Annotated in this window: 10 protein-coding genes; 5 read left to right on the top strand and 5 right to left on the bottom strand. The window is 64.0% G+C overall.

Going from position 1 to position 12,516, the window contains the following annotated elements:
* Nucleotides 1-130 precede the first annotated feature (130 nt).
* The 5 genes from ACYG9V_RS03280 to ACYG9V_RS03260 form a co-directional block, all read right to left on the bottom strand.
* Nucleotides 131-595, bottom strand: coding sequence for a Ros/MucR family transcriptional regulator (locus ACYG9V_RS03280; protein ID WP_023730212.1), 465 nt, complete (start codon nt 593-595; stop codon nt 131-133).
* Between the two features lie 214 nt (nt 596-809).
* Entirely contained in the window at nt 810-1,514 is a 705-nt protein-coding gene (locus ACYG9V_RS03275; RefSeq protein ID WP_352765901.1) for an ROK family protein, read from the bottom strand.
* A gap of 116 nt (nt 1,515-1,630) precedes the next feature.
* The gene (zwf, locus tag ACYG9V_RS03270; RefSeq protein ID WP_023687745.1) at nt 1,631-3,004 is read right to left on the bottom strand and encodes a glucose-6-phosphate dehydrogenase; all 1,374 of its coding nucleotides are present in this window, start codon (nt 3,002-3,004) and stop codon (nt 1,631-1,633) included.
* A gap of 23 nt (nt 3,005-3,027) precedes the next feature.
* Complete coding sequence (gnd, locus tag ACYG9V_RS03265; RefSeq protein WP_031355699.1) at nt 3,028-4,041, bottom strand: phosphogluconate dehydrogenase (NAD(+)-dependent, decarboxylating); 1,014 nt, start codon at nt 4,039-4,041, stop codon at nt 3,028-3,030.
* A 42-nt stretch (nt 4,042-4,083) separates the two neighbouring features.
* The gene (locus tag ACYG9V_RS03260) at nt 4,084-6,504 is read right to left on the bottom strand and encodes a glucan 1,4-alpha-glucosidase (RefSeq protein ID WP_460221910.1); all 2,421 of its coding nucleotides are present in this window, start codon (nt 6,502-6,504) and stop codon (nt 4,084-4,086) included.
* A 204-nt stretch (nt 6,505-6,708) separates the two neighbouring features.
* Here ACYG9V_RS03260 and ACYG9V_RS03255 point away from each other — a divergent pair, with 204 nt between their 5' ends.
* The 5 genes from ACYG9V_RS03255 to ACYG9V_RS03235 all read left to right on the top strand — a co-directional run bounded on the left by ACYG9V_RS03255 (nt 6,709) and on the right by ACYG9V_RS03235 (nt 12,363).
* A complete protein-coding gene (locus ACYG9V_RS03255) occupies nt 6,709-7,722 on the top strand; it encodes an ABC transporter substrate-binding protein (protein ID WP_023670464.1) in 1,014 nt (337 codons plus the stop codon).
* Nucleotides 7,723-7,770: 48 nt separating this feature from the next.
* Complete coding sequence (locus ACYG9V_RS03250; protein WP_352765903.1) at nt 7,771-9,288, top strand: sugar ABC transporter ATP-binding protein; 1,518 nt, start codon at nt 7,771-7,773, stop codon at nt 9,286-9,288.
* Nucleotide 9,289: 1 nt separating this feature from the next.
* Nucleotides 9,290-10,261, top strand: coding sequence for an ABC transporter permease (locus ACYG9V_RS03245; RefSeq protein WP_352765904.1), 972 nt, complete (start codon nt 9,290-9,292; stop codon nt 10,259-10,261).
* A 2-nt stretch (nt 10,262-10,263) separates the two neighbouring features.
* Nucleotides 10,264-11,211 carry an ABC transporter permease gene (locus ACYG9V_RS03240; RefSeq protein ID WP_352538938.1) on the top strand — a complete coding sequence of 316 codons (948 nt, stop codon included), beginning with the start codon at nt 10,264-10,266 and terminating at the stop codon, nt 11,209-11,211.
* Nucleotides 11,212-11,337: 126 nt separating this feature from the next.
* Nucleotides 11,338-12,363: a BMP family protein gene (locus tag ACYG9V_RS03235; RefSeq protein ID WP_023670460.1), complete on the top strand. Its 1,026-nt coding sequence runs from the start codon at nt 11,338-11,340 to the stop codon at nt 12,361-12,363.
* Nucleotides 12,364-12,516 lie beyond the last annotated feature (153 nt).

Here is a 12,516-nt window from a genome sequence, read left to right as displayed (position 1 = left end):
TGCTCCCCCAAAGCAATCTCTGTGGTGTATCCAAGCCACAAAAGCACGAAGCCTGCCAAGGCTCATTCGCTGGCAGGCTTCTGTTCCAGTCGTCCAAACGATTGGCTCAGCGCCGAGGCGCTGAGCCCACTCAGGCCGGGACTTTGGCCTTCCGACCCTTGGCTTTGGCTGGCGGCGCCACTGCGGCCTTGCGGCCGAGGCCGATCGACTTGGCCAGCTCGGAGCGCGACGCCGCGTAGTTGGGGGCAACCATCGGATAGTCGGCCGGCAGGCCCCATTTGGTACGATAGGCTTCCGGCGTCAGGTTGAAATGGACGCCGAGATGGCGCTTCAGCGATTTGAACTTTTTGCCGTCTTCGAGGCAGATGATGTAATCCGGCGTCACCGACCGCTTGGGATTGACGGCCGGGATCTGCGGCGCCGCCACTGGGGCCGGCGGCTGGCTGAGCCCGCCGATCGACGCCGCAACGCTGGCGATGAGATCGCTCAGGCCGGCAACGGGCAAGCGGTTCTTCTCGACGTAAGCGGACACGATATGGGCGGTAAGCTCGAGCAGGTCGATGTCCTTGTCAGAGTCGTTGCTGTCGTCGGCCAATTTATCTCTCCGTCGCTAGGGGGGTGGCGGAAACTCCCAGAGTGGTCCCAGCGGAGCCGGAAATCCGCTCTAGTCATTTGTCTTGCCGCATATGTGCGGTTGCGCCAGATGATTCCATCCGGTGCAACCGCTCTAATCGCCAAATCTGCGTAACGCAATGACTTCGTATCGCGCCACACGTCATTTTGAACAACTATACTGAATTTTAATACTATCAGACGATCAGCGCCTTGTCGCGCCATAGTCGAAAACCGCCCTCGAAAGCGCGCGTATTGTCGCCGCGCCTGGATGTGGCGGGCAATTCATCCAGTCTGTCGACATTGCCGCCGCCGATGACGACATAATCCGGCTGCAGCGCCGCACGCAGCCGCCCGACGACGTCGAAAACGTATTTGCGCCATTTTTTCTTGCCGTATTTCTCCAGGCCGCGCTCGCCGACATAATCTTCGAAACTGCCGCCCTTGCGGTACGGCAGATGCGCCAGTTCCATCGGCTGGCCGACATTGTTGAGGATCATCGCCGCGCCCAGGCCGGTGCCGAGGCCGAGGAACAGCATGCGCCCGCCATTGTAGCTGCCGATCGCCTGCAGCAGCGCGTCGTTGACGACCTTGACCGGCTTGCCGAAGGCGGCAGCAAAATCGTAGCCGTCCCAGCCCTTGCCGAGATTGGCGGGATCGAGCGAAGGCCTGTTGTGCCTGACCGGGCCGGGATAGCCCATCGAGATCAGGTCATAGGCCAGCCCTTCGGCCAGCGTCTTCACCGTGGCGACCATCTGCTGCGGCGTCAGGTCCGGTCCGGAATCGGCGCGGCGCATCTCGCCGCCTGCGCTGGTGAGGATTTTCACATGCGAGCCGCCGACATCGATCGTCAGCACGATCGGTTCGGCCTTGGCCTTCGCGGGCCTGGCTGCCTTGGCCATGTCGTTTCCTCCGCTCACTTGGCGCGTTCCCCGTTTCAGGGAAACGGGGAATGCTCCAACTCTTTGTTTTACGCAATTCCGGACGGAAAGACCGCTCGCACTTTTCGTGGAGTTGCTCAACTCGGATTGATCCAGCCGTTGGGCGGCCCGAAGCTGGCCATGGCGTCGGCAGGCCCCCAGGTCTTCGGCTCATACATATGCGGCGGCGTGGTGTCGCCCAGCACCGGGCCGACGATGCGCCAGGCAAGCTCGCTGGCATCCTGGCGGGTGAACAATTGGCCATTGCCGTTCATGGCATCGCCGATCAGCCGCTCATAGGGCGGCATGTCGCCCTTCGAATCGTCCAGCGCGGTGAGCTCGACCTGCTCGCCGACCATGTCGTCGCCGGGCGCCTTGCGCTGCGCGCCGATCGAGATCGCCACCTGCGGGTCGATGCGGAAGCGCACGTAATTGGCGTCGCTGGGCTTGATCGGATCGAACACGTCGAGCGGCGGCCGCTTCAGCCGCACGATCACTTCGGTCACATGCACCGGCATGTTCTTGCCGGTGCGGATGAAGAAGGGCACGTCCTGCCAGCGCCAGGTGTCGACCATGAAGCGCACCGCGGCAAAGGTTTCGACCGGCGAGTTCGGCTTCACGCCGGGTTCAGCGAGGTAGCCGGTGAACTGGCCGCGCACGACGTCGTCCTTGGTCAGCGTGCGGATGGCGCGCAGCACCTGCACCTTCTCGTCGATCAGATCGTCGGCCGAGCGGCCGACCGGCGGTTCCATGGCGAGCAGCAAAAGGATGTTGAGCAGATGGTTCTCGATCACGTCGCGGATAGCGCCGACATCGTCATAGAATTTGCCACGGCCTTCAACGCCGAAGTCCTCGGCCATGGTGATCTGTACGCTTTCGACGAAGTTGCGGTTCCAGATCGGCTCGAGAAAGGAATTGGCAAAGCGGAAATAGAGCAGGTTCTGGATCGCCTCCTTGCCGAGATAGTGGTCGATGCGGAAGATCGACTGCTCTTCGAACACCAGATGCAGCACGCGGTTCAGCCAGCGCGCCGATTGGAGATCGTGGCCGAACGGCTTTTCCACCATCAGCCGCGCGCCATGCGCGGTACCGGATTGCTCCAGCCCCTGGACGACGGTCTCGAACATGGTCGGCGGCACCGCCATATAGTGCAGCGGCCGCTGCGCCGAGCCGAGCGCCGTCTTCAGCTTCTCGAAGGTCGCGCCGTCGCGGTAGTCGCCGCTGACATAGCGCAGCAGACTGGCGAATTTGGCGAAGATCTTTTCGTCGATCTTGCCGAGAGCGTTGACGATGCCGTCGCGGGCCCGCGCCTGCAATTGGTTGATGTCCCAGGCATCGAAGGCGACGCCGATCACCGGCTCGGTCAGCGTCCCCTTGGCTACCATCTGGTAGAGGGCCGGAAATATCTTCTTGTGGGCAAGGTCGCCGGTTGCTCCGAAGAGCACCAGCGTGTCGGACCGTTCCGGGCTCATCTTGCGCGTCTCCCCTGCGGCCTTCACTTGCCGGCCTTCGGCTTTTCGACATGGCCGCCAAAGGCATAGCGCATGGCCGACAGCAGCTTGTCGGCGAATTCGGATTCGCCCTGCGAGGAGAAGCGGTCGAACAAAGCCGAGGACAGAACCGGCGCCGGCACGCCGGTGTCGATCGCCGCCTTCAGCGTCCAGCGTCCTTCGCCGGAATCGGAGACGCGGCCGCCGAACTGGGCCAATGCCGGGTCGCTCTTCAGTGCGCCGGCGGTGAGGTCGAGCAGCCACGAGCCGATCACACTGCCATGGCGCCAGACCTCGGCCACTTGCGGCAGGTCGATGTCGAACTGATAGTATTGCGGGTTTTCCAAAGGGCTGGTCTCGGCGTCCGCCGTGCGCTGTCTTTTGCCGGCATTTGCCGATTTCAAAATGTTCATGCCTTCGGCATAGGCGGCCATGACGCCATATTCGATGCCGTTGTGGATCATCTTGACGAAATGACCGGCGCCGCTCGGTCCGCAATGCAGGTAGCCAAAGGGTGCGGTTCCGCCCGCCTTGTCGGGCGTGGCGCCGGCATCGGCGCCGGGCGCCAGCGTGGCGAAGATCGGATCGAGGTGTTTGACCGCCGTATCGGGGCCGCCGATCATCAGGCAATAGCCGCGCTCCAAGCCCCAGACGCCGCCGCTGGTGCCGACATCGACATAGTGCAGGCCCTTGGCCGCAAGCTCGGCCGCCTGGTCGACAGCGTCGTGATAATAGGAATTGCCGCCGTCGATAATGATGTCGCCGGGCTCCATCAATGCTGCCACCTGGTCGGCGATCTTGCCGGTGATCGCCGCCGGCAGCATCAGCCAGGCGCTGCGCGGCTTGGAAAGCTTGCCGACGAACTCCTCCATCGATGCGGCGCCGATGGCGCCATCGGCAACCAGGGCGGCAACGCTTGCCGGGTTGATGTCGTAGACGACGCATTCATGGCCGTCGCGCATCAGGCGGCGCACCATGTTGGCGCCCATCCTGCCCAGTCCCATCATTCCAATCTGCATGGTCTTGTCCTAGTCGCTTGAGGAAAGAAAATTGTGGGCGAGTTAGTTCTCAATGCCGACGGTGAAGTCGACATTCTCCCAACGGTCGCCGTCGGGCCAGAAAAAAGTGAAGACGATTGTATTACCTCGCGGAATATCGGCCACCGGCAGATCCGCCAGATGGACGCCAAAGACATTCACGGACGTGTTGATTTCATGGCTGGTCTGCCACTGGTCGCCGCTCCAGCGGATCAGTGCCGGCTGCAGCAGTTCAACCCGCAGCGTCTTGCCGGCTTCCAGGGTGCGCAGCCTGTTGTTGAAGCGCCATATCCTCAGCGGCGAGCCGGTCTTGTCCCTGACATAGCGCTTGACGCCTTGCGGCGGCATGTCGAAGACGGCGCCGTCGCGGAGCGAGCGCAACAGCTTGATGTGTTCCGAATGCGCCCAGACCAGCGGCATGGCGCTGCCCGACGGCCTGCCCAGCCACAATTCGCGCTCCGGTATGTCGGCGCCGTCCCAGACCTGTTCCGGCAGCAGACCGCCCACACCAGCCGAAGCCTCGAATGTCCTGAGCAGGCTTGCCGCCTTGTCCTTGTTACCGGCGGCCAGCTCGTAGTGGGCGCGTTCGCCGGCCAGCAACGGCCAGGGTCGGCCCTGGCCGTTGCCGTCGAAGGGGGCGCCGTCGGCGTGTTCGCCATAACCGTCGCTGGTGTAGCGGTACCATAGAGGCCCTTGCGGCAGGTCGCAGCGCAGTTGCGCGTCGATGATCTTGACCGTGCCGACGATGCGCGGATCGTCCGCGGCCCTGAGGCCGAAGCGGACTAGCGCCAGCGCGTCCGGGCTGACAATCGCTTCGGCCGGCTTGTCGGTATCGCCCGGCGGACGGTTCTTGATCGGTACGAAGCCGTCCTTCGGCGATGCGGCGCCTGAACCGTCGGCCGGCGCGATGCGGATGTAGTAGCCGTCGACGCCAGCCTCGTGGCACTCCGGTGTGCCGCTGACATAGGTCCAGCGCTCGATCTGGTCGTTCCAGCAATCCGCGACCTCGCGCAAATAGTTAGCCGGCTCCGGTTTGCCGTCAACGTCGAACAGATCGGCGGCGCCAAGCAGTGCCGATATTTCGACGGCGAGCGTGAATGGGCTGTAGCCGGCATCCTCTTCCCAGCGGTCCTGCCCGGTGACGGGACCATTGCGCACGACATAGGACGCTGCTTTCTCGACCATCGGCATGAAGGCGGCGAGCTTGGCGCGCGGCAGGTGGCCGGCGCGGTGCAGCGCATCGGCAAGCAGCAGTGGGAAGGCGCATTCGTCCATCTGGATGCCCGGCCAATAGAGCGAGCCGTCGAGCCACACATTTTGTGGCCAGTGGCCGTCCGGCTGCTGGATGGAACGGAGATAGGCGAGGATCTCAAGCGCCTGCGCCGGATCGCCGGCGGCGAGCAAGCCGCCCGCGGTTTCCACAAGGTCGCGCGGCCAGACCAGATGATAGCCGCCAAGGTCGTCGTCGCCCTTGCTCGCTCCCCACGGGATCGACAGGCTGGCAACGGCCGCGCCGGGCCTCGCCAGCGACAGGTGCGTCGCCAGCACCACTGTGCTGACGCGGTAGGTGTTGAGGCCGGATGCATCATGGTGGTCGAGCGGCGTCAGGCCTGCCTGCCATTTCCGCCATTTCGCGACATAGGCCTTTGCCGCCGGCTCAAAACCGCGTTTCAGGCTGGCGGCGGCGTTTTCGGCCGCTTCATCCGGCGTCGCCCCAAACCCAAGTGCAAGCAAGGCTTCGCTGTTGGCTAAAGAAAAGCCGATCTCGCCGGTCAGCGCGACATTGCCGTCCTCCGCGCTTTGGCAGGTCGGATCGAGCCGGCCGGCGCGGCTGAGTTGCTGCCAGCCGTCGGAAAAGCCTGCATAGCCGGCCGAGCAGTCGCCCCAGGGCAGCGAGGAGGCAAGCGCCAAGCAGGCGCCGTGCCCGGACGCAAACAGCATCGGCTTGCCCTTGTGCTCGCCGATCCAGGCGGTGTTGCCCATGCCGGCATTGACCAGATGCGGCGCCAGCAGGGCGTAGACGCGGTAGTCCGTGGCCACGCCCTCGAGTGCCGTGAAGCTGATTTCCTGCAGCAAGGCCGGGCGCGCCGGATCCGCCAGGATGCGCTTTTCGATCCGGTAACGCGCCGTCGCGTTGACCAGCCGGTAGGCGGGCACGCCGTCCTCGAACGGCTCGATGGCATGCGTGGCGTCACGCTTCTCCTCGGAGAACCAGCCGCCGGGACCGGTGACCAGCAGTCCCATGTCGCGCGTGCAGGCGCTGTCGAGGCCGGGATAATAGACCTCGTTGACGATGCCATGGCTGAGCGTGAACCAGACGCGGCTCGCCGGCGAAAGCGCGGCACCTACGCCGCTCTTGGCGCTTGACGTCCAGCGCGCCGGAATTCCGGGGGCGCCCATTCTTTTGGGTGCACTGGGGGGAAGGGTCGGCGGCATCGCTGCCATGCATGGTCTCCTGGACCCTTCCCTAGACCAGCACGCGAAGGCTTTTCAACCGCCGCACCTGAAGTTGATCGTCCAAGCGTGATCGATCGCAGTTGACAAGCGGGCGTATCTGAATTTGTCTGACAATAGATAAAAAACAGGCAGACAACGCCAAAACCATCTGCAACAGTCGGCGGGGCCGACAATCTATGGGAGGATTATGACATGAAGACACTGCTCGTCCTGAGCGCTCTGGCGGCGATGCTCGCCTCGGGCACGGCGCTTGCCGACACCAGCGGCAAGAAGATCGCCTTCTCCAACAATTACGCCGGCAATTCGTGGCGCCAGGCGATGCTCGACAGCTACGGCATCGTCACCAAGAAGGCGGTGGAGGATAAGATCGTCGGCGCCGCCGACATCTTCACCACCGCCGACAAGGAAGTGCCGACCCAGGCTGCCCAGGTGCAGAACCTGATCCTGCAGGGTTATGACGCCATCGTCATCAATGCCGCATCGCCGGATGCGCTGAACGGCGCCATCAAGCAGGCCTGCGATGCCGGCATCGTCGTCGTCTCCTTCGACGGGACGGTCACCGAACCTTGCGCCTACCGAGTCGTCGTCGACTTCAAGGACATGGGCAAGCAGGAAGTCGAGCAGATGGCCAAGTTCCAGCCCAAGGGCGGCAATTTGCTGGAAATCCGCGGCCTTGCCGGCACCTCGATCGACGATGCCATCCATGCCGGCATCCTCGAAGGCGTCGCCGCCCATCCCGAGTTCAAGATCGTCGGTTCGGTGACCGGCGACTGGGACCAGACGACGGCGCAGAAGGCGGTCGCGACGATCCTGCCTTCGTTGCCCGACATCGTCGGCATCGTCGACCAGGGCGGTGACGGTTATGGCGCGGCACAAGCCTTTGCCGCCGCAGGCAAGCCGCGTCCGACCATCATCATGGGCAACCGCCAGGACGAGCTGAAATGGTGGAAGGAGCAGAAGGACAAGGATGGCTACCAGACCTGGTCGGCCTCGATCGCGCCCGGCGTGTCGTCGCTGGCCTTCTGGGTGGCGCAGCAGGTGCTCGACGGCCGCACCGACATTCCGCATGACCTTTTGGTGCCGTATCTCGCCTTTACCCAGGACAATTTCGAGACCGAGCTGCCGAAAATCAAGGAGGGCGGCGTCGCCACCCACGAATACAGCCAGGAAGACGCAATCGCGGCGATCAAAGCCAATATCAAGTGATGCATTGCATTCATTGCCAGCGGCATGACCGACCGGATATCGTTGAGCATGCCTGAGGCCAATACGGACATCATCAGACTGGGCGGCGCCGAAAAACATTTCGGCGCCGCCCATTTGGACATCATCAGGCTGAACGGCGCCGAAAAACATTTCGGCGCCGTTCGGGCGCTTAACGGCGTCGACTTCCATGTTGTATCAGGCGAATGCGTCGGGCTGGTCGGCCACAACGGCGCCGGCAAGTCGACGCTGATGCATATGGTGGCCGGTACGCTGCAGCCCGATGGCGGTGAGATCGCGGTGCGTGGCAATGCCGAAACCGACTACTCGGTGGCGCGCGCGCTGAAACTCGGCATACGCTGCGTGTTCCAGGAACTGTCGCTCTGCCCTAACCTCAGTATCGCGGAGAATACGCGCATCAACCATCCGGCGCTCACCGGCTTCGGCTGGCGACGCAAGGCGGCTGCTCTCATTGCCGCCAAGCTGGACGAAATCTTTCCGGATCACGGCATCTCGGCGGACGACATTGCCGGCGATCTCTCCATCGGCCGGCGGCAGATGGTCGAGGTGGCGCGCGCCTTCACGGTGACGCGCGATCCGCTCGACCTGGTCATCCTCGACGAGCCGACCTCTTCGCTGGACGCGCATACTGCGGGCCAGCTGCTTGCCTTCGTGCGCCGTTTCGTCGCCACCGGGGGCAGCTGCATCCTGATCTCGCATGTGCTGGGCGAGGTGCTGCAGAATGCTGACCGCATCGTGGTGATGCGCGACGGCAAGGTGGTCGCCACGGACGTGGCAAAAGCGTTCGACCGCGACCGGCTGGTGACGACGATGGGCGGCGCGGAAGCGCGCGAGAAGATCGCGGCGGAGATCGCCGCCAGGCCGGCGGCGGGCCCGCTCAGGGTGCGGGCGCGGCCCGAGCGGCAGCAGGACGGCAAGGAGCTTGTCGCCCGCGCCGGCGAGATCATCGGGCTTGCCGGGCTTGCCGGCCATGGCCAGACCGACCTGTTGCTGGCGATCTTTGCCGCCGCGACGCGTAGAAGGCTTGATATCGAGGTGACCGCCCCGGTGGCGCTGGTGGCCGGAGACCGCCAATCGGACGGCATTTTCCCGCAATGGTCTATTGCCGAAAACATCGGCATCCGCTCGCTGGCGCGGCTGCGCAAAGGGTTGCTGATCTCGCCGCAGCTCGAGGCCGAGCTTGCTGAGTTTTGGAAGCAGAAGATCGGCATCCGCACGCCTGACATGACCAACAACATCTTCTCGCTGTCCGGCGGCAACCAGCAGAAGGCGCTGTTTGCCCGCGCACTGGGTTCCGATGCGCAGATCGTGCTGATGGACGATCCGATGCGCGGCGTGGACATCGGCACCAAGCTCGAGGTCTACGATCTCGTGCGCGAGGAGGCGGCCAAGGGCCGGACCTTCCTCTGGTACACCACCGAGACCGAAGAGCTCGACAATTGCGACCACATCCATGTCTTCAAGAACGGCCGCATCGTCGCCAATCTCACGCGCGACGAGCTGACCGAGGAAAAGATCATCCAGTCCTCATTCGGCGACGCGGCCTGAGATGACGGCAGTCGCTCCCGGCCCGACGTCCTCGCCGCGCAGCAGCGCGGCCCGCGCGCGCCTGCTGCGCAGCTTGTTGCCGGCGCTGTCGCTGGCGCTGGTGGTTATCGCCATCGCCTGGCTCAACCCACGCGCCATCAGCTATTTCGGCTTCAGCCTGATGTTGAACCTCGCTATTCCGATCGCGCTGGCGACGATCGCCCAGATGTTCTTCATCGCCGGCAATGAGCTCGATCTGTCGATCGGCACCTTTGTCGGCTTTGTCGGCTGCGTCACCGCGACCTGGCTGAAGGACGCGCCGCTGCTCGGCGTGATCATCCTGCTCGGCTCCATAGGCGTTTATGCGCTGCTCGGCGCACTGATCCATCTGCGCAATCTGCCGTCGATCGTGGTGACGCTGGGCATGAGCTTCGTCTGGCAGGGGCTTGCCATTCTGGTGCTGCCCAAGCCCGGTGGCAAGGCGCCGGACTGGCTCTTGTCGCTGATGGCCTTCAAGCCGCCCTTCATTCCGTTCCCTATCATCGCCGCGCTGGCGATCGCAGCGGTGGTGCATTTTGGGCTGATGCGCACCTCCTATGGCGTCATCCTGCGGGGATCCGGCGGCAATCCGGCGGCGCTCAGGCGCGCTGGCTGGTCGCTGCTTCGAACCAAGATCGTGCTGTTTGCGCTGACCGGCCTGTTCGGCGTTCTGTCCGGCATGGCGCTGATCGGCATCACCACCTCGGCCGACGCCAATATCGGCAATGGCTACACGCTGCTGGCGATCGCCGGCGTCATTCTCGGCGGCGGCGAGTTCGTCGGCGGCCGGGTGTCGCCGATCGGCGCCGTGCTCGGCGCGCTGACACTGGCGCTGGCGGCATCGCCTCTGCTCACCTTCATGCACATTCCGCCGGATTGGCAGGTCGCCGCCAACGGCGCCATCCTGATCATCGTGCTGGCAGCCCGCGTCCTGATCAGCCGCAGGGAGAGGTAGCGATGACGCTGGTTAAATCGCTGGCCGCCAAACCCTGGATATGGTCGTTCATCGGCGCGATGTTCGTCTGGCTGGCGACCATCGCTTTCACCGGCGGCTATGGCGGCGGTGGCATGGTCACGGCGGCACTGTCGCTGGCGGTGTTCACCGTCATCGTCGGAGTCGGCCAAATGTTCGTCATCACGCTCGGGCCAGGCAATGTCGACCTGTCGCTGCCGGCCAATATCGGGCTCGCCAGTGCCGTCGCCATGAAGGTCATGGGCGGCAGCGATTCCATGATCGTGGTCGGGCTGCTCGCCGCGCTCGCCTGCGGCGCCGCCATCGGTGCCGTCAACTATCTCCTGATCTGGGCGCTGAGGATCCCGCCGATCATCGCCACTCTGTCGGCCAGCTTCATCATCCAGTCGATCGACATCAGCTATGGGCGTGGCCTGCAGATCAAGCCGCCGCCCGGCTTTGCCGATTTTGCGAACTGGCAAATCCTGGGCATTCCAGTGCTGGCGATCCTTACCGTATTGTTCAGCATCGGTGCGGCCATCGCCTTGCAGCGCATGATCTATGGCCGCTCGGTGCTGGCGATCGGCCAGAACATCCGCGCCGCGTGGCTTGCCGGCGTCAATGTCGGCCGCACCCGCTTCCTGACTTACACGCTGTCGGGCGCGCTCGGCGGCATGGACGGGGCGCTGCTCGCCGGCTATTTCCGCGGCGCCAATGTCGATATCGGCAACGAGTACCTGCTGGCCTCGATCGCCGTCGTCGTCATCGGCGGCACCTCGGTCGCCGGTGGCAAGGCCAATGTTCCCGGTGTCTGGGGCGCGGCGCTGTTCCTGGTACTGCTTCTGACCATGCTCAACACGTTCGGCGTCAGCGCCGGCGTTCGGCTGTTGCTGACCGGGCTGATCATCGTCGGCGTCATCACCGTAGCCGGCGGCGAGAAAGCGGTACGCTAGCGCCGGCTCCTGCCAGCGACACCGCCAAATTTGACCATGTGGACAAAAGTCCGCACCCGTTCCATAGTTCCGCGTCTGATTTCGGAACAGCCGGCTCGACACGGCTGTCAAACAGAGGGGCACTAGATGGAAAACCGGAAAAACAAATCGCAATCGACCGGCCTGTCGCGGCGCGACGTGCTGGAACTCGGCGCACTTGGCCTGGCCGCAGCCATGCTGCCGGGTGCAGCCTTCGCCAAGGACAAGAAGCTGAAGGTGGCGGCGATCTTCGCCACGCCGATCGAGGAGCCGTGGGACAACCAGATCCACGTCGCCCTGCAGAAGGCCGAGAAGGAACTCGGCATCGAATACAAATGGTCGGAAAAGGTGCAGACCGCCGATTTCAGCCGCGTCATGCGCGAATATGCGCAAGGCGGGTATCAGCTGGTGCTGGGCGACGCCTTCGCCGCCGAGCGTGAATCGCGCCGCACGGCAAAGCAGTTCCCGAAGACGGCATGGCTGTTCGGCTCGGGCGCCGGGCCGGCCGAGCCCAATTTCGGCGTCTTCGACAACTGGATCCACGAACCGGCCTATCTCTCCGGCATGATCGCCGGCAAGATGTCGAAGTCGGGCACGATCGGCGCGGTGGCGGCCATGGGCATTCCGGAAGTGAACCGGCTGGTCAACGCCTTCTTTGCCGGCGCCAAGGAGGTCAATCCCAACATCAAGAAGAAGGTCGCCTTCATTGGCTCGTTCTTCGATCCGCCCAAGGCCAAGGAAGCGGCGGTCGCCCAGATCGATGCCGGCGTCGATGTCATCTATGCGGAGCGCTTCGGCGTCATCGAGGCGGCGGTGGACAAGAAGATCCTCGCCATCTCCAACATGTCCGACCAGTCGAGCCTCGGCCCCGACACGGTCATAACCGGGCCGGTCTGGGACATGTATCCGACGGTCGAGCAGGCGATCAAGCTGGTCAAGGCCGGTGTCTTCACCGCGCAGGACTATGGCGATTTCTCGCGCATGGCCAAGGGCGGGTCGTTCCTGGCGCCCTACCATAAATTCGACAAGACGCTGCCGGCGGATGTGAAGGATCTGGTCGAGAAGAAGAAGGCCGAGATCCTGGAAGGCAATTTCCGGGTGGATGTCGACGAGAACACGCCGGTTTCGGATTAGCTCGGCGTACCCCTCCCCCTTGAGGGGAGGGTGGCCCGCAGGGCCGGGTGGGGTCCTCCGCGAAGTGCTCCATCCTGCTAAGTCATAGGTTGAGGCAGTTGAGGTGACCCCACCCGCCTCGCTTCGCTCGGCACCCTCCCCTCGAGGGGGAGG

Source organism: Mesorhizobium sp. W016, assembly GCF_054719485.1.
The sequence above is the reverse complement of the archived record's forward strand: the minus strand, read 5'-3'. Positions and strand labels throughout refer to the sequence as shown.